This window comes from Sphingobium sp. JS3065, assembly GCF_026427355.1.
Taxonomy (GTDB): Bacteria; Pseudomonadota; Alphaproteobacteria; order Sphingomonadales; family Sphingomonadaceae; genus Sphingobium.
Window position 1 is genome coordinate 2,631,633 of the sequence record NZ_CP102664.1, and the last position, 17,562, is coordinate 2,649,194.

At 66.0% G+C, this 17,562-nt stretch carries 18 protein-coding genes and 1 tRNA gene; 11 read left to right on the plus strand and 8 right to left on the minus strand.

Annotated elements, in window-relative coordinates; genetic code table 11:
- Positions 1-82: 82 nt before the first annotated feature.
- The 5 genes from NUH86_RS12875 to rmuC all read right to left on the minus strand — a co-directional run bounded on the left by NUH86_RS12875 (position 83) and on the right by rmuC (position 4,596).
- Entirely contained in the window at positions 83-1,318 is a 1,236-nt protein-coding gene (locus tag NUH86_RS12875) for a murein hydrolase activator EnvC family protein (RefSeq protein WP_267249868.1), read from the minus strand.
- 75 nt (positions 1,319-1,393) lie between these two features.
- Positions 1,394-1,816, minus strand: coding sequence for a 23S rRNA (pseudouridine(1915)-N(3))-methyltransferase RlmH (locus NUH86_RS12880; protein WP_267249869.1), 423 nt, complete (start codon positions 1,814-1,816; stop codon positions 1,394-1,396).
- A gap of 43 nt (positions 1,817-1,859) precedes the next feature.
- On the minus strand, positions 1,860-2,249 hold the full coding sequence (gene rsfS / locus NUH86_RS12885) for a ribosome silencing factor (RefSeq protein WP_267249870.1): 390 nt from the start codon (positions 2,247-2,249) through the stop codon (positions 1,860-1,862).
- A gap of 12 nt (positions 2,250-2,261) precedes the next feature.
- The gene (locus NUH86_RS12890; RefSeq protein WP_267249871.1) at positions 2,262-2,891 is read right to left on the minus strand and encodes a nicotinate-nucleotide adenylyltransferase; all 630 of its coding nucleotides are present in this window, start codon (positions 2,889-2,891) and stop codon (positions 2,262-2,264) included.
- Between the two features lie 283 nt (positions 2,892-3,174).
- Positions 3,175-4,596: a DNA recombination protein RmuC gene (gene rmuC, locus NUH86_RS12895; RefSeq protein WP_267249872.1), complete on the minus strand. Its 1,422-nt coding sequence runs from the start codon at positions 4,594-4,596 to the stop codon at positions 3,175-3,177.
- 233 nt (positions 4,597-4,829) lie between these two features.
- Between rmuC and lptB the strand changes: the two genes are divergently transcribed.
- From lptB to NUH86_RS12950, 11 genes are all read left to right on the plus strand, one after another.
- The gene (gene lptB, locus NUH86_RS12900; RefSeq protein ID WP_013847841.1) at positions 4,830-5,615 is read left to right on the plus strand and encodes an LPS export ABC transporter ATP-binding protein; all 786 of its coding nucleotides are present in this window, start codon (positions 4,830-4,832) and stop codon (positions 5,613-5,615) included.
- 48 nt (positions 5,616-5,663) lie between these two features.
- Entirely contained in the window at positions 5,664-7,175 is a 1,512-nt protein-coding gene (gene rpoN / locus NUH86_RS12905; RefSeq protein ID WP_267249873.1) for an RNA polymerase factor sigma-54, read from the plus strand.
- A 290-nt stretch (positions 7,176-7,465) separates the two neighbouring features.
- Positions 7,466-8,317: a D-amino-acid transaminase gene (locus NUH86_RS12910; protein WP_267249874.1), complete on the plus strand. Its 852-nt coding sequence runs from the start codon at positions 7,466-7,468 to the stop codon at positions 8,315-8,317.
- A 256-nt stretch (positions 8,318-8,573) separates the two neighbouring features.
- On the plus strand, positions 8,574-9,578 hold the full coding sequence (locus tag NUH86_RS12915; protein ID WP_267249875.1) for a MarR family transcriptional regulator: 1,005 nt from the start codon (positions 8,574-8,576) through the stop codon (positions 9,576-9,578).
- Positions 9,579-9,663: 85 nt separating this feature from the next.
- A tRNA-Val gene (locus NUH86_RS12920) sits at positions 9,664-9,739 on the plus strand.
- A gap of 88 nt (positions 9,740-9,827) precedes the next feature.
- Positions 9,828-10,001, plus strand: coding sequence for a hypothetical protein (locus tag NUH86_RS12925; RefSeq protein ID WP_267249876.1), 174 nt, complete (start codon positions 9,828-9,830; stop codon positions 9,999-10,001).
- Between the two features lie 56 nt (positions 10,002-10,057).
- Positions 10,058-10,285 (plus strand): zinc-finger domain-containing protein, encoded by a 228-nt coding sequence (locus NUH86_RS12930; protein WP_013847861.1) that lies wholly within the window; start codon positions 10,058-10,060, stop codon positions 10,283-10,285.
- An 88-nt stretch (positions 10,286-10,373) separates the two neighbouring features.
- On the plus strand, positions 10,374-11,816 hold the full coding sequence (gene tldD, locus NUH86_RS12935; protein ID WP_267249877.1) for a metalloprotease TldD: 1,443 nt from the start codon (positions 10,374-10,376) through the stop codon (positions 11,814-11,816).
- Between the two features lie 54 nt (positions 11,817-11,870).
- Positions 11,871-12,446, plus strand: coding sequence for a DUF924 family protein (locus tag NUH86_RS12940; protein ID WP_267252133.1), 576 nt, complete (start codon positions 11,871-11,873; stop codon positions 12,444-12,446).
- A gap of 152 nt (positions 12,447-12,598) precedes the next feature.
- Positions 12,599-12,937 (plus strand): P-II family nitrogen regulator, encoded by a 339-nt coding sequence (locus tag NUH86_RS12945; RefSeq protein ID WP_267249878.1) that lies wholly within the window; start codon positions 12,599-12,601, stop codon positions 12,935-12,937.
- 13 nt (positions 12,938-12,950) lie between these two features.
- Positions 12,951-14,375, plus strand: coding sequence for an ammonium transporter (locus NUH86_RS12950; protein WP_267249879.1), 1,425 nt, complete (start codon positions 12,951-12,953; stop codon positions 14,373-14,375).
- A 101-nt stretch (positions 14,376-14,476) separates the two neighbouring features.
- Here the strand turns inward: NUH86_RS12950 and NUH86_RS12955 are convergent, their stop codons facing one another.
- From NUH86_RS12955 to NUH86_RS12965, 3 genes are all read right to left on the minus strand, one after another.
- On the minus strand, positions 14,477-15,397 hold the full coding sequence (locus NUH86_RS12955; protein ID WP_267252134.1) for a phytoene/squalene synthase family protein: 921 nt from the start codon (positions 15,395-15,397) through the stop codon (positions 14,477-14,479).
- A gap of 94 nt (positions 15,398-15,491) precedes the next feature.
- Positions 15,492-16,073 carry a TIGR00730 family Rossman fold protein gene (locus NUH86_RS12960; protein WP_267249880.1) on the minus strand — a complete coding sequence of 194 codons (582 nt, stop codon included), beginning with the start codon at positions 16,071-16,073 and terminating at the stop codon, positions 15,492-15,494.
- A gap of 6 nt (positions 16,074-16,079) precedes the next feature.
- Entirely contained in the window at positions 16,080-17,561 is a 1,482-nt protein-coding gene (locus NUH86_RS12965) for a phytoene desaturase (protein ID WP_267249881.1), read from the minus strand.
- Between the last annotated feature and the right edge of the window lies 1 nt (position 17,562).

Below are 17,562 nucleotides of genomic sequence, written 5' to 3' on the forward strand. Positions count from 1 at the left end.
CCTGAGTCCTGGCATCGAAGGATGAGTATAGGGCATTTCCGTGCAGACGCAAAAATCTTGGATGGGGTGGCGCAAAATCCCGTCAGCCCAGTCCCACCAGCGGCACGATGTCGACCGGGCGGCCATTGCGGCGCAGTTCGACGGTGATGCTGGGGCGCCCCGGTCCGGCATTGCCGATGGGATCGCCCTGCCGCACGCTGTCCCCCACCGCCGCGTTCAGGCGCAGCAGGCCGGTGATCAGCGTCGTCCAGCCGCCGCCATGGTCGATGATCACGATCTGCCCATAGCCACGATACGGCCCGGCGAAGACGATGCGTCCAGCGGTGGGCGCCACCGCCAGAGCATCCGGCCGGGTAATGATGGTGAGGCCGCGGGAGCGGACGCCGCTTTCCGACACCTCGCCCATGCCGGTCACCAACTGCCCGACGACAGGCAGGCGATAGGGCGGCGGCGCGCCGGGGCCGCGCGGGCGTTCGGGCGCGGGGGCGCGGGTCTGGTCGGGGCGGGCGGGGCGCGGCAGCGGGCCGGACAGGGCGGCCAGCCGGTCGCGCAGGTCGCCCGCTTCCTCCAGCTTGTCCATCAGGTCGACTATGTCCCGCGCCCGCTCGCCCAGGGCCAGGGCGCGGTCGCTTTCCAGATCGGCGTTGGCGCGATAATCCCGGGCGGCGAGGCGCTTTTGCGCCTCCAGCGTCTGGAGAGCGGCCTGCCGCTGTTTCAAGTCCTGCTGGCTTTGGGCGAGGGAAGCCGCCGCTTGTTCGGCGGTAGCACGCAGGGCGCGGCTGCGGTCCAGTTCGGCGCGCAGGCCCGCCGTGCGTTCGCGGATGACGGGCAGCACCTGCCCCAGCACGGCGCGCATATGGATGGCGTCGCCGATCGATCCGGGCTGCACCAGCGCCAGCGCCAGCGGGCGTTGCGCCATCATCTGGAGCGCGGCGGTCAGGCGGACGACGGGTTCCTGTTTGGCGGCGAGGCGGGCCGCCTGGGCGCGCTGGAGCCGGGCGATGATGGCGATGCGGGCCTGTGCGGCCTGGATGTCCGCCTCCGCCTGCTGGATGCGGGCCGCCATGGCGGCGGCGCGGCGGCGGGCCTGATCGGCTTCGTCGCGGGCGGCGGCGGCCTGCCGTTCGAGGCGTTCGGAACGTTCGCGCGCTTCGTCCGACTGGCGGCGGGCGGTCTTGAGCGCGGATTGTTCTTCGGAAAGGCTGGTGCCCGCCGTACCCTGCAGGACGATCGCCTGGCCGTCGGCGGCGGGCAGGCGCGACGCGGCGAGCGCTGCCGCGCCCGCGAGGAATGCCGCGATGATCGCCGTCCGTTTCAAGCCTGGCCCCCGGCCGGTTCCCGGTTGGGACCGACCGGTCCTGACTAGGCCCTGTCCCGGTGGAAGGGAAGAGGGTCACCCCTCCCGATGATAGGGATGGCCCGCCAAAATGGAGCAGGCGCGCCATAATTGTTCCGCCAGCATGGCGCGGGCCATCATATGCGGCCAGGTCATCGCCCCGAAGGCGATCAGCAGGTCGGCGTCGTCCCGCTCCGCATCGTCGAAGCCGTCCGCCGCGCCGATCAGGAACCGGCATTCCCGCTTGCCCGAATCGCGCCAGCCCTCGATGCGGCGGGCGAAGTCCATCGAGCTGAGCTGCTTGCCCTTTTCGTCCAGCATCACGGTGACGGTGCCCGGGGGCGCGGGCGGCAGCCTGCCGCCGCGATCCGGCATTTCGGTGATCCTGAAAGGCATGGTCAGCCGCTTCGCATAGCGATCGACCAGTTCCGCCTCGGGCGAGCGCCCGATCTTTCCGCGCGCGATGATGTGGAGGAGCATGCCTACCCCCCTAAAGGCTCATCGCGCGCTTGTCGAAGGCGCTTTAGGCGGTGCCCGCGACCGGCGCGTCCACGAAGCCCCACATCCGTTCCAGATTGTAGAAGCTGCGCACTTCCGGGCGGAACAGGTGGACGATCACGTCGCCGGCATCGATCAGCACCCAGTCGGCCACGGGAAGCCCCTCTACACGGGCGGAGCGCCCGGTCGACTGCTTGATCCGCTCGGCCAGCTTCTGCGCCATCGATGCGACCTGGCGGGACGAACGCCCGCTGGCGATCACCATATGGTCGGCAATGCTGCTCTTGCCTTCGAGGGGGATGGAAATGGTTTCCTGCGCCTGGTCGTCGTCGAGCGATTTCAGGACAAGGTCATGCAGGGCGGCAACGCTATCGGCATTATGGGCCGTGTCGTTCGCGGGGTTGGGTCTGGTCAAAAGTGCTCCATTCTAGACGATCATCCGGCGCGTGAGCGGGTCGCGCGCACGCATTTCACTATATTCGCGATGCCAGAGGGGGTCCGCCTGCCGCAGCAGGGTCGCCGATCTTGGATCAGGGCGAAAGCGCAAAAGCACGAGCGCCGGAAGTCTCCAATCCGTCCAGTCTGCACTCTGGCGCGCGGGCCGGACGAAGCGCCGCAGCCAGCTCATGGCCGGTGAGCCATGGGCGGCTTCATCATAGCCGGGCCGGGCGATAACGGCAATGGGCATTATCCGGGCTATGCCGCGCCAGTCCCTCCACTGGCCGAACTGGGCCAGATTGTCGGCGCCCATCAGCCAGATGAAGCGATGGCGGGGATAGCGTGGCCTGAGCGCCTTGAGCGTGTCGATGGTGTAGCGGGTGCGAAGGTGCGCTTCGATCGCGGTGGGGCGGATGGGGGCGCGGCGCGCGACTTTTCGGGCGTGGGCGAGGCGGGCGGGGAGAGGCGCCATGCCCGCCTTCGGCTTCAGGGGGTTGCCGGGGGAGACGAGCCACCAGACTTCGTCCAGTCGGAGCGCCTGTGCCGCGAACAGGGAAATGGCGCGGTGCCCGCCATGCGCCGGGTTGAAGGAGCCGCCCAGAAGGCCGATGCGTTTCATGATTCGGCCCATGCCAGTTGATCGGGGTTCGGGCAAATTCGGGGTTTGCGGGATTAACCGATTTGGGTGGAGGGCGGACGTTCAGTTTTCCGTTCGGGCTGAGCGAAGTCGAAGGGCCATGCTGAGCAGAGGCGAAGCATAGAAGCCTCGCCCCGCTCGGCAGATGGCTTCGACTTCGCTCAGCCCGAACGAATATCTCACGTCAGATAATGGCCATTTCCCGACATTTCGAACTTGTCCCATGCGGACGTGGCGGAATCGTAAGAGGGAGATGGTCGGGCCGTTATTCCGCAGCATCCGGCAATGCCCGCACCGCTTCCGGCGAGGCCGGTTCGCGCACCAGCGCTTCCACCGGTTCCAATTCTTCCAGTTCCTTGCCGCCGGTTTCGATATTGAGGTCGCGCAGCTTGCGTCCCGTCACCAATACCCGGCCTTCGAAGCTGCCGATAAAGGCATTATAGTCACCCACCGCGCCGGTGAGGCGATTGCCGAGTTTCTTGAGCGATCCCGCCGCGCCGGCCAGCCGTTCATAGAGTTCCTTGCCCAGCATGCCGATGCGCTTGGCCTCGTCCGCCATCTTTTCCTGCCGCCAGACCGCCGCCACGGTCCGGGCTATGGCGATGAGGTTGGTCGGGGTCGCCAGCAGCACGCGCTTTCCGAAGGCATGGTCCCAAAGCTGCGGATCATGTTCCAGCGCGGCGGACAGGAAATGTTCGCCCGGCACGAACATGATCACATAGTCTGGGGCGTCATCGAACTGGTCGGCATAGCTTTTCCGCCCCAGCGTATCGACATGGGCGCGCATCGCGGCGGCGTGGGCGGAAAGCAGGCGTTTCCTTTCCTCATCCCCCTCCGCCCCATAGGCGTCCTGATAGGCGTTCAATGACACTTTGGCGTCGATCACCAGCGCCCGGCCGCCCGGCACGCGCAGGATGGCGTCGGGACGCAGGCGGCCATCCTCCCCCTCCACGCTGACCTCCGTCTGGAAATCGACATGTTCGGACAGGCCGCAGGTTTCCAGCACGTTGCGCAACTGCTGTTCGCCCCAGCGGCCCCGCGCCTTGGGGGCGTGGCGCAGCGAATCGACGAGCCGCTGGGCCTCTGCGCGCACTGCTTCCTGGCCGCTCTTCATCGATTCGATCTCACCGCGCAAAATGCCATAGGCTTCGGTGCGCTGCTGCTCGATCTGGGTGATCTTCTGGTCGTAGCGCTGGATCGTCTCATTGACCGGGTGCAGCAACTGCTTGAGTTGCGCCTCGCTCTTCTCATGCGCCTGCGTCATGCGCTGGTCGGCGCGTTCCAGGAAATGGCTCTGCGCCTGATGCAGCAGCTTGCCGCCAATCTCGCTGAATTGTGCCGAAAGCTGTTCCTTGGCGTCCTTGAGCGCGGCGATCTGCGCCTCGAAAGCCTCCGCCCGCGCCTGCGTGTCGGACTGGAGCGCCGCCAGTTCCCGTGCCGCCAGTTCCCGCGCCATACGCTCCCCCTCCAGCTTTTGCGCCAGGTCAGCCGCCTGCGCGGCGCGTTCCTGCGCCACCGCCAGTTCCTGGATCGCGCCGTTGCGCTGCGCCGTGGCGATGTCGAGCTTCGCCGCCAGTTCCGCCTTTTCCGCCGCGAGGGGCGCGGCCGCCCTGCCGCGAAACAGCCAGCCCAGGCCAAGGCCCACGGCCAGGGCGACGATGACGAAAATGGCGGACAGACTGTCCATGAAAACCCCTTTATGGAACGAAAGGTGAACATAGCGGCGTGACGGCATCGGCGCAAGCCTCATCCCGCCCGACGGCCGGAACCGGCCCGCGCGACGGCATTGAAAGCGGCTCTGCCTGCCCCATCTAGCATTTTCCCCTTGCCCCGGCGGCTATCCCATGCACAAAGCTTGCCAATTGTCGCGGCCGGGGCAGGATTTACCGGCGATCAACCATGCGGCAGCAAGGATGAATGATGGACGACGTGATGATGCAGGACCGGACAGCACCGGCATCGCCCCTTCCCCCGCAGGAAGTGGGAGAGGGCCTGTCCGTCATCTCCATCGCCAAAAGCTATGACAAGCGCGTCGTGCTGGCCGATGTGTCGCTGACCGTCGGCAAGGGCGAGGTGGTCGGCCTGCTAGGCCCCAATGGCGCGGGCAAGACGACCTGTTTCTATTCGGTGATGGGGCTGGTGCGGCCCGACCATGGCCGCATCGTGCTGGACGGGCAGGATATCACCGGCCTGCCCATGTATCGCCGGTCGATATTGGGGCTGGGCTATCTGCCGCAGGAAACCTCCATTTTTCGCGGGCTGACGGTGGCGCAGAATATCGGCGCGGTGCTGGAACTGGCGGAGCCGGACAAGGCGGCGCGGCAGGCGCGGCTGGAACAGTTGCTGGAGGAATTCGGCCTGACCCGGCTGCGCGATTCGTCGGCCATGGCGCTGTCGGGCGGCGAGCGGCGCCGTTGCGAAATCGCCCGCGCCCTGGCGGCCAATCCGTCGATCGTGCTGCTGGACGAGCCTTTCGCGGGCATCGATCCGCTGTCCATCGCCGATATTCGAGGCCTGGTGAAGCAGTTGAAGACCCGCGGCATCGGCGTGCTGATCACTGACCATAATGTCCGCGAGACGCTGGAGATCGTGGATCGCGCCTGCATCATCTACGACGGCAAGATGCTGTTCGCGGGCAGCCCGACCGAGCTTGTCGCCAATGCCGATGTGCGGCGGCTCTATCTGGGCGAGAATTTCTCGCTCTGACATGATGGAGGAGCAGCCCCTTCCTGACAGCGGCGAGGGGAAGAGCTGATGGCGCTCGCACCCCGTCTCGACCTGCGGCAGAGCCAGTCGCTCGTCATGACGCCGCAGCTTCAGCAGGCGATCAAGCTGCTGGCGCTGTCCAATCTGGAGATCGAGGCGTTCGTCGCGGGCGAGCTGGAGAAAAACCCGCTGCTGGAGGCTGGCGGGGCGGATGATTTCGCGCCGCCCGCCGACGGTGTGGACCGGGCCGCGGAACAGCATGACCTGCGCGCGGAGACGGGCGATGCCGACCGGTTGATCGGCCAGGGGCTGGGCGCTGCGGATTCGCCGCTGGATGTCGATTATGGCGCGGAAACCTTCATCGACGATGGGCCGGGCGACCGGGTGGCGAGCGCCGCCATCGGCTCCGGCGGCATGGACATTCTGTCCGGCAGCGGCGAGGCGCCCGATTTCGACAGCTTCGCCAATCCGGAACAGGGCCTTCAGGAACATCTGATGGATCAGGCCCGCAGCGCCCTGTCGGGCATGGACCTGACCATAGCGACCCAGTTGATAGGGCAGATAGACGAGGCCGGTTATCTGGAGGCCAATCTGCTGGAAACCGCCCATGGCATGGGCGTGGCGCTCTACAGGGTCGAGCAGGTGCTGGCGGTGATCCAGGGCTTCGATCCCACCGGGGTCGGGGCGCGGTCCCTGTCGGAATGCCTGGCTTTGCAGGCCAGGGAGGCGGACCGGTACGACCCCTGCATGGCGAAGCTGCTCGCCAATCTGGACCTGCTCGCCAAGGGGGCGCTGCCGCAGTTGCGGCGGATCTGCGGCGTGGATGAGGAGGATATGGCGGACATGATCCGCGAGTTGCGCGGCTATGATCCCAAGCCCGGCCTGCGCTTTTCCACGGAGAGCGCCGCGCCCGTGACGCCCGACCTGTTCGTGCGGCCGACGCGGGAGGGCTGGTCGATCGAGGTCAACAGCGCCACCCTGCCCCGCGTGCTGATCAACCGGACCTATTATGTCGAACTGGCTTCAGGGCCGCAGGACAGGACGTCGAAAGCCTGGCTGGCGGATTGCCTGGCCAGCGCCAACTGGCTGGTGAAGGCGCTGGACCAGCGGCAGAAGACCATCGTCAAGGTCGCGAGCGAGATCGTCCGCCAGCAGGAGGATTTTTTCCGCAAGGGCGTGGAGCATCTGAAGCCGCTGACGCTGAAGACCGTGGCCGACGCGATCCAGATGCATGAATCGACCGTCAGCCGGGTGACGTCGAACAAATATCTGTCCTGCCCGCGCGGCATGTATGAACTCAAATATTTCTTCACCAGCGGCGTGGCGGCGGCCAGCGGCGACGGCGCGGTGTCGGCCGAGGCGGTGAAGAGCCATATCAAGGCGCTGATCGCGGCGGAGACGCCCGACGCCATATTGTCCGACGACACGCTGGTCGACCTGCTGCGCGCCAAGGGCATGGACATCGCCCGCCGCACCGTGGCCAAATATCGGGAGGCGATGGGGATCGGCTCCTCCGTGCAGCGGCGGCGGCAGAAGGCGTTGCGGGGGCAGGCGGCTTAGGACCAATCGCCATTCAGCCCATGGCGGCCTGCAAATGGCACTTTTCCGTGCTTCCGGTGCTCACGTACTTAAGTACGCTGCGCTCCGGGTCACGAAAAACTACCATTTTCGGCTCGCCCTGAACTGAATGGCGATTGGTCCTAGCGGGGATTCTCTTACTTTCGTCATGCTAAACTTGTTTCAGCATGACGGATGAGGAGGGGACGGAAATCCGTTCATAAGCTTGACCCGACCGACACAAGCGGCGACATCGGGCATTTCTTCACCCTAAGGGATTTCGTCGCCGCCCCATGTCCATCGCCTATCTGAACGGTCGTTTTCTGCCATTGGCCGAAGCCCAGGTCTCCGTGCTGGATCGCGGCTTCCTGTTCGCGGACGGCATTTACGAGGTCGCGGCGGTGATCGACGGCAAGCTGGTCGACAGCGCGTCCCATCTCGCCCGGCTGGAACGGTCGACCGGGGAAATCGGCATCGCCCTACCCCTCTCCCTTGCGGAGATAGAGGCGGCGCAGAAGGAACTGGTGGCGCGCAATACGCTGACGGAAGGGCTGGTCTATCTTCAGATCACGCGGGGCGCCGACGCGACTCGCGATTTCCTGCCCTCGCCCGATATCCAGCCGACGCTGGTGATGTTCGTCCAGGCCAGGCCTTTCCTGGACGTGCCTGCCGCGCGCGACGGCATCGCGGTGGCGACCATGCCCGACCTGCGCTGGGCGCGGCGCGACATCAAGAGCGTGGGCCTGCTCGCCCAGGCCATGGCCAAGCGTGCCGCCGCGCAAGCGGGCGCGCAGGAGGCGTGGATGGTGGAGGACGGCTTCGTCACCGAGGGCGCGTCCTCCACCGCCTTCATCGTGACGGAGGAGGGCATCGTCACCCGGCCCTATAGCCAGGCGGTGCTGGCGGGTTGCACGGGCGCGGCGCTGACCGCGCTGGCGGAGGAAAGCGGCATCGCCATCGTCCGCCGCCCCTTCACCGTCGCGGAGGCATTGGCGGCGAAGGAAGCCTTCATCGCCAGCGCCTCGACGCTCTGCCAGTCGGTGGTGCGGATCGATGGTCAGGCCATCGGCGACGGCACGCCCGGTCCGGTCGCGATGCGGCTGCGCGCTCTTTATATCGACTTTGCCCGGCGCACGGCCGTTTGAGCAAGAGGGCGTTTGAGCAAAAGAGCGCGCAAAACTTGATCCGTTTCGGATGAAAGAACGGAACGCCGCCATTCCCCATTTCGGCGGGGATCGAGCCTCCATTTTGGTGGTTCGTTACGGCGGGACCGGAAAAGACCCGTTTACAAGGCGGTCGATGGACGCGATGGGCGGCCTTTATCTCCATAATGGAGAATGGCCTGGCTGCGTAACGACGGCGTTAAGTTTAGCTGGACCAAACAGGATGGGAGGTTTCGGCGTGGGTTTGGATCATGATGAGATCGGTTTCGGCGCATCCCTGGACCAGCCCTTCGGCGCGCGGGACGACCGGCCGGGCCTGCTGATCCTGGCGGATGACGTCTATCTGGACGACGCCGCGATGCTGAGCCGGGCGGCGGGGCTTCGCCTGCTGGGCACGGTGCCGCTGGACCAGGCGTCGACCCGGCTGGACGTGCAGATCGGCTGCGACATCATCCTGTGCTTCTGCCCGACGCCCGACGCGATGATCGAACGGCTGCTGGTGCAGATCGAGACATTGGCGTTGCAGAACGACATGCCCGTCATCCTGGTGGCGGACCTGGAGACCGTCGACCTAGCCTATGCCTGCCTGCGCAGCGAGCGGACCCAGTTGCTTTGCAGGCCGGGGCATACGGACCTGGCCGCCGCCCTTCTGGCCGCCGCCCGCCAGACCGGCTCCGGCGCGTTCCATGAGGCCAACCGGGACAATGAAGGGCTGCGGCTCCAGCAATTGAGCGACGAGGTGAGCCGCCTGGCCCGCACGCTGGAGGCGCTGACGCTGCGTCCCCGCCATGCGACGCCGTCCTTCGAACTGGGGCCGCGCATATCGGACGAACCCAGCGACTATATCGGCATGCCGTCGCTGGAGCCGATCGGCAGCGCCGACAAGTCCGGCGATGCCGCCGTCGTGGATGCGGCGCAGGTACGCGACCTGCTGCGGGCGCGGCGGCTGCGCGACGATTTCCTGCCCGCCGATCTGTTCGCGGACCCCGCCTGGGACATGTTGCTGGACCTGCTGGCGGCGCGGCTGGAGCATGAGCGCGTGTCCGTGTCCAGCCTGTGCATCGCGTCGGCGGTGCCGCCGACCACGGCGCTGCGCTGGATAAGGACATTGACGGAAAAGGGCTTCGTCGACCGCCAGGCCGATCCGCATGACGGGCGGCGGGTCTTCATCGCGCTGGCCGATCATACGGCAGAGGCGTTGAGCCGATGGTTCACCGCCAGCCGCCGTTTCCTGTGCGCGTGACGAATATCCGGTCATCCCCGCTTGACCGGCGTCCCGATTGCCGTAGATAGGCGCGCACCGGACGCCTGCGGTCAACAAAGGCATCGGGCGATTAGCTCAGTTGGTAGAGCGTCTCGTTTACACCGAGAATGTCGGCGGTTCGAGCCCGTCATCGCCCACCATATCCCCCTTTCCAGAAATCTGTTCCCGCCTGGACCGAAGTGGCGTAGGGTCGCCGCCACCGAACGCTTTTGCGAGGCGCATGGCATCATGTCTCTCACGCTTCTCCTTGCCGGTGCGATAGCGCCTTTCCTGCTGATCCTGTCGCCGGTTTCGCTGGCGACCGCCCGCGATTGCCTGGATTGGGACGCCCCGGCCAAGGCGGTCGACGTCGCGGTGGAAAAGCCCTGCCCGAAAAAGAAGCCGCCGCTCCTGCTGATGTAAACGCCCTTCGCCACGGATATTGCGGCGCGGCGTCAGCGCTGCTAATCGGTGCCGCCATGATCCAGCCGCCTGAAATCATCCGAGTCACCAAGTCCCGCGTCTCCTGCGACGGTTCGGGCGAAATTCCCGCCGCGCTGGGCCATCCGCGCGTCTTCCTTGAGATCGATGAGCATGGCTATGTCGACTGCGGCTATTGCGACCGCCGCTTCGTGCTGGCCGGCGGCGTCGCCGATACGCCGGAAATCGCCGGGCTGCCGGATATTTCTTCGGGCGCCAGCCTTTAATCTTCATTTCATGGGCTGTCGCTCGTCAGAATGGCGTAGCTTCGATTTTTGATTGGGCTTGCCGCCTGCCGCTCCTATATCAGGCGGCATGACCGATGCCGCTCCCCAGTTCACCGATGCCCGTGGCCTGCTTTATCGCCCCGGCCTGCTCGATCCCGACGGCGCCCGCCGCCTGACCGCCGAGGCGCTGAAAAGCTGCGACGATGGCGAGCTTTATCTGCAATATCGGGCGAGCGAGAGTTTCGGATTCGACGATGGGCGTCTGAAGACCGCCGATTATTCGACCGACGCGGGTTTCGGCCTGCGCGGCGTGTCGGGCGAGATGACCGGCTTCGCCCATGCCAACGACATCAGCGAAGCGGCGATCCGCCGCGCCGCCGAGACGCTGACGCTGCTCGATCCGGCCAAGGGCCAGCCCGCGCCGCCGCCGCAGCACACCAACCGCCATCTCTACACCGACGTCAATCCGCTGGAGATCGTGCCCTTTGCCGAGAAGGTGACGCTGTGCGCGGCCATCGACGCCGCCGCCCGCGCCCGCGATCCGCGTGTGGCGCAGGTGTCGGTGAGCCTGGCGGGAAGCTGGTCGGTGGTGGAGATCGTGCGCGCAGACGGCTTCACCGCGACCGACATCCGCCCGCTGGTGCGGCTCAACATCTCCGTCATCCTGGAGGAGAATGGCCGTCGCGAGACGGGCGTGTTCGGGATTGGCGGGCGCTATCTCTACGATGAGGTGATGGACCCGGCGATCTGGAACCGAGCCATCGACGAAGCGCTGGCGCAGGCGCGGGTCAATCTGCGCTCCGTGGCCGCGCCCGCGGGCGAGATGACCGTGCTGCTGGGGCCGGGCTGGCCCGGCGTGCTGGTGCATGAGGCCATTGGGCACGGCCTGGAGGGCGACTTCAACCGCAAGGGCACCAGCGCCTTTTCAGGCCGCGTGGGTCAGCGGGTCGCGGCGTCGGGCGTCACGGTGGTCGATGACGGATCGATCATGAGCCGTCGCGGCTCGCTCTCCATCGATGACGAGGGCACGCCGACGAGGGAAAATGTGCTGATCGAGGACGGCATCCTCAAGGGCTATATGCAGGACCGGCTGAACGCCCGGCTGATGGGCGTGGAGCCGACCGGGAACGGCCGCCGCGAAAGCTATGCCCATGCGCCGATGCCGCGCATGACCAACACCTTCATCAAGGGCGGGAATGACGATCCGGAAGAGCTTCTGTCCCGCATGAAGACGGGCATTTTCGCGAAAAGCTTCGGCGGCGGGCAGGTCGACATCGTGTCGGGCAAGTTCGTCTTTTCCTGTACCGAGGCGTATAAGGTCGAGAATGGCAAGCTGGGCGATCCGATCAAGGGCGCGACGCTGATCGGCGATGGGCCGACGGCGCTGACCAAGGTGATCGGCATCGGCAACGACTGGGCGCTGGACGAAGGCATCGGCATGTGCGGCAAGGGCGGACAGAGCGTGCCCGCGGGCGTGGGCCAGCCGACGCTGCTGATGGAGGGCCTTACGGTTGGCGGTACGGCGACCTGAGCCACTTACGCCATGGGCGGAGGAACCAGCGCCACGGTCCGTCTTTATCCCTTCATGAACATGTTGACCGACAGCCATGATGCGGTGACCGCGGACTGGGCGGCCGCCTTGCTGGATTTCTGGTTCAACCAGACCGGCGAGCAGGGCTGGTGGAGTCACGACCCGGCGTTCGACCGGACGTGCCAGGCGCGCTTCCGGACCTTGTGGGAGGAAAAGCGCCTGTTGCCCGCCGAAGCGTTTCTGGATCGCGCCGACGACGCGCTGGCCGCTGTACTGCTGTTCGACCAGTTGCCGCGCAACATGTTCCGGGGTTCGGCGACCGCATTTTCCACCGATCCGCTGGCCCGCGACGTGGCGCGCGGGGCGATCGCCCATGGTTATGACATACAGATTGGCGGCGCGGGGCGGCTGTTCTTCTATATTCCCTTTCAGCATAGCGAAGCGATGGAGGATCAGAAATTGTCGCTCAGCCTTTTCGCAGGGGCGGGCGACGCGCAATCGCTGGCCTTCGCGCGGGAACATCATGCCGTGATCGAGCGCTTTGGCCGCTTTCCCCATCGCAACGCCGTGCTGGGGCGTCCCACCCTGCCCGAGGAGGCCGAGGCTGCGGCGCGGGGCGCGGGCTGGTAGGCTGCTCAATTTTTAGGCAGATGGCGTTCCGTGCCTGTTTTTTCGGCGGCGTCTTTTGACCCACCGCATCGGAACCCCGCATTAACCCGCCTTTTACGAATTGGCACGCCTCTTGCTGAGTGTGTCCCCGCACACCAGTAATAGGGGGCGACATGAAACTTGTCATGGCTATCATCAAGCCGTTCAAGCTTGACGATGTCCGCGAGGCACTTTCCTCGCTCGGCATCGCCGGCATGACGGTGAGCGAAGTGAAGGGCTTCGGCCGCCAGAAGGGGCAGACCGAAATCTATCGCGGCGCCGAATATTCGACCAACATGGTTCCGAAGATCAAGATCGAGGTGGTCTGCGACGACGACCTCGCGCCGCGTGTGGTGGAAGCCATCCAGGCAGCCGCCAATTCGGGCGCCATCGGCGATGGCAAGATCTTCGTCCTCGATGTCGAGCAGGCGGTGCGTATCCGTACCGGCGAGACCGGCGAAACCGCACTGTAAGAAGGGGGAATTGATGACCTTTTCCAAGAAGCTTTGCGGCGCGATGGGGGCAGTCGGCCTGTCCCTGCTCGCAGCCGCACCGGCGCTGGCCGCGCCGATCAAGGGACCGGACGCCGCCGCCATGGCGGCCATGGTCAACAAGGGCGACGTCGCCTGGATGCTGGTTTCGGCCGCGCTGGTGCTGATGATGTCGGTGCCGGGCCTGGCCCTGTTCTACGGCGGCCTGGTCCGTACCAAGAACATGCTGAGCATCCTGATGCAGGTGTTCATGATCGTTTCCGTCGCCGGCCTGGTCTGGTGCTGCTGGGGCTATTCCATCGCCTTCACGTCGGGCGGCTCGAACCCGTTCTTCGGCGGCCTGTCCAAGGCCTTCCTGATGGGCGTCGACGGCACGACCTATGGCGCGACGTTCAGCAACAACGTCTATCTGCCCGAATTCGTGTTCGTGGTCTTCCAGATGACCTTCGCCATGATCACCCCGGCGCTGATCGTCGGCGCCTTCGCGGAGCGTGTGAAATTCTCTTCGCTGATCGTGTTCGTCGTGCTGTGGCTGACCGTGATCTATTTCCCGATGGCCCACATGGTCTGGTATTGGGCCGGCCCGGACTTCCTGGTCGATGCGCCTACCGACTATGGCCTGCTCTGGGGCTGGGGCGCGCTCGACTTCGCGGGCGGCACCGTGGTGCACATCAACGCCGGTATCGCCGGTCTGGTGGGCGCGTTGATGATCGGCAAGCGCGTCGGCTTCCCCAAGGAACCCATGCCGCCGCACTCGCTGACCATGACCATGATCGGCGCCAGCCTGCTGTGGGTCGGCTGGTTCGGCTTCAACGCCGGTTCCAACCTGGAAGCCAATGCCGTCACCGGCGTCGCCTTCATCAACACCATGGTCGCCACCTGCGCGGCGGCGGTGAGCTGGTCGCTGGTCGAACAGGTCCACCATGGCAAGGCTTCGCTGCTGGGCGCCGTCACCGGTGCGGTGGCTGGTCTGGTCGCGATCACCCCGGCTGCGGGCTTCGCGGCTCCGATGACCTCGATCGCGCTCGGCTTCATCGTCTCCCCGATATGCTACATCTTCGTGGCGTTCGTGAAGGGCAAGGTCGGCTATGACGACAGCCTGGACGTGTTTGGCGTGCACTGCATCGGCGGGATCGTCGGCGCCATCGCGACCGGCATCGTCGCGGCTCCGTCGCTGGGCGGCCAGGGCGTGTTCGACTACACCGTCTTCCCTGCGGCCTTCCATCCGGAAGCCTACAGCATCCCGACCCAGGTCTGGATCCAGGTCAAGGCGGTGGTCTTCACCCTGCTCTTCTCCGGCATCGGCAGCGCGATCCTCTACTTCATCATCGACAAGACCCTGGGTCTGCGTCCGAGCAAGGAAGCCGAAATGGAAGGTCTCGACCTCTCCAGCCACGGCGAACGCGCTTACAACTACTGAGATTGGCAGGGCGGGCCGGAAAGAACGGCCCGTCCGCCTCACCTTGTTCCTCCTGCGAACATGCCTCGGGACCGGTACGAAAGTATCGGTCCCTTTTTTTGTCAGTCGCGGGGACGGGTCCAGAGCCTGTTCGGGCGCGGCGTTCCGGCGGGCCAGCGGCTGGCGCGGCCTGGAATCTGGAGGCCTGCGCTGACGACCCAGCGGATCTTGTCGCTCTTCGCGGTGGCGACGCGGTGGTCCCAGGCATGTTCGCCCCGGCGGGCGACTTCGCGGGCGATGTCGCCATAGATGCCCGCGGCGGCCAGCACCGCCCAGGCGGCGCGCGGCGGCAGGGCGCCGGTGCCGTGGCGGGCGCTTTCCTCATAGGCGGCGGCCATGTCGGCCAGACGGCGGGCCAGGATCGCCAGGCGCGGGCGGACCCAGGGCTTCATATGCTCGCCCGGCGGGATGTCCATTTCGACCAGCCATTCCTCCGGCAGGTAGCAGCGGTCGGCGGCTTCATCCTCGCTGATGTCGCGGGCGATATTGGCGAGTTGGAAGGCGAGGCCCAGGTCGCAGGCACGGTCCAGCGTGGCTTCGTCATCGGGGTCGACGCCCATCAGGATCGCCATCATGCAGCCGACCGTGCCCGCGACATGATAGCAATAGCGCAGCATGTCCGCTGCGCTGCGGGGGCGCCATTCGCGGGCGTCCAGGGCGAAGCCTTCGATCAGGTCATGGGCGTAGCGTTCCGGGATCGCGCATTCGCGCATGACCAGGCCGAAGCCGTCGAAGGCCGGATCGCCTGTGGGTTCGCCCCGAAGCGCGGCAGCGGTGAGGACGCGAATGGAGGACAGGCGCGCCTGACCGTCAGCCACACCGCGCATCGTGCCGCCATGGTCCTGCCCGTCCGCTATGTCGTCGCATTTGCGGCACCAGGCGTAGAGCAGCCAGGCCCGTTCGCGGGTCTGGCGGTCGAAGAGTTTGGAGGCAAGGGCAAAGGATTTGGAGCCGCGAGCGATGCTCTCGCGGGCCTGGGCGATGAGGGTTGCGCGGTCGGGAAAAGAAGAGGAAGAGGGCACATTGCTGACATGCCCTCCCCCGACCCCTCCCGCAAGCGGGAGGAGAGCGAAAAAGTCAGAGGCGGTCCGCCTTCATCGCGAAGATGGTTTCGTGGGGCTGATAGGCCGCCATCCTGTCGAGCAGGGCTTCGATGGCGTTGGCGTGGATCAGGATATTGGCGTGCTGGGCGCGGATGAAGCCAGCCTCCACCATATGCTGGTTGAAGGCGATGAGCTGGTCGTAGAAACCCGCGACGTTGAGCAGGCCGACCGGCTTCTGGTGATAGCCAAGCTGCGCCCAACTGATCGCTTCCCATAATTCGTCCATCGTGCCGACGCCGCCCGGCAGGGTGACGAAGCCGTCGGACAGGTCGGTGAACAGTTGCTTGCGCTGGTGCATCGTCTGGACGACGTGCAGTTCCGTGCAGCCGCGATGGGCGACTTCGGCGCCGACCAGCGCTTCGGGGATGATGCCGATCACTTCGCCGCCCGCTTCCAGCGCCGCGTCGGCCACCGCGCCCATCAGGCCAAGGCGGCCGCCGCCATAGACGACGCCGATGCCGCGCTGGGCCAGGGTGCGCCCGACATGGCGGGCGGATTCGACATAGGCGGGGTCCGCCGGGGTGGCCGAGCCGCAATAGACAGCCAGTCTCTTCATCTTTCCCTACACCAGATCTTCCAGCATCAACGCGGCGGTCGCCTTCGCGCTGCCGACCACGCCGGGGATGCCTGCGCCCGGATGCGTGCCCGCCCCCACCAGATAGAGGTTGGGAATGACGTCGTCGCGATTATGGGCGCGGAACCAGGCGCTTTGGGTGAGCAGCGGCGCCAGGCTGAAGGCGCTGCCGAGATGGGCCGACAAATCCTGGCGGAAATCGGGCGGGGCGTAGTGAAACTGCGTCACGATGCGCGATCGGATGTCGGGGATCAGGCGATGCTGGATTTCGTCCAGTATGCGTTCGGCATAGACCGGCCCGAACCGTTCCCAGTCGATCGGCAGCTTGCCCAGATGCGGCACCGGGGCGAGCGCGTAGAAGGTCGAATGGCCGTCCGGCGCCATGCCGGGATCGGTGACGGTCGGGTGGTGCAGATAGAGCGAGAAATCCTGCGGCAGCACGCCATAATCGTAAATGTCGGTCAGCAGCCCCCTATAGCGCGGGCCGAACAGGATCATATGGTGCGGGATGCCCGGCCAGCTTCCCTTGATGCCGAAATGCAGCACGAACAGGCTGGGCGACCAGCGTTTGCGGGAAAGCTTTTCCGCCTGTTTCTGGCCACGCGGATGGTGGCCGATCAGGTCGCGATAGCTGTGCATCAGGTCGGCGTTGGAGGCGACGGCGTCCGCCTCCCCCCGCCAGCCCGAAGCGGTGCGCACGGCGACGGCGCGGTCGCCATAGGTTTCGATCCTGGTCACCGGATCGGCCAGGCGCAGCGTGCCGCCCAGACGTTCGAAATGCGTCGCCATCGCCTGGACGAGGCGGTTGGTGCCGCCCTTCGCGAACCAGACGCCGCCATCCTTCTCCAGCTTGTGGATCAGGGCGTAGATCGAACTGGTCTGCATCGGATTGCCGCCGACCAGCAACGTGTGGAAGGAAAGCGCCTGGCGCAGCTTCTCATTCTTCACATGGGAAGAGACGACCGAATAGACGGACCGCCACGCCTGATGCTTCATCAACGCCGGGGCGGCGCGCACCATCGAGGCGAAGTCGAGAAAGGCGACCGAGCCGAGCTTGCGATACCCCTCCTGATACACGCCGTCGGCATAGTCCAGGAAGCTCTCATAGCCCGCCACATCTTCCGGGTTGAGCTTGGCGATCTCGGCGCGGAGGGCGGTTTCGTCGTTGGAATAGTCGAAATTCGTGCCGTCGCCCCAGTTGAGCCGGTAAAAGGGGGAGACGGGGATGAGGGTGACATCCTCCGCCATGTCGTGGCCGGACAGGCGCCACAGTTCGCCCAGGCAATCCGGGTCGGTGATGACGGTCGGTCCGGCGTCGAAGACGAAGCCGTCCTTTTCCCACATATAGGCGCGTCCGCCCGGCCGGTCCCGCGCCTCGACCAGCGTGGTGTCGATTCCGGCGGATTGCAGGCGGATGGCGAGCGCGAGGCCGCCAAAGCCCGCGCCGATGACGATCGCTTTCCGGTTCATC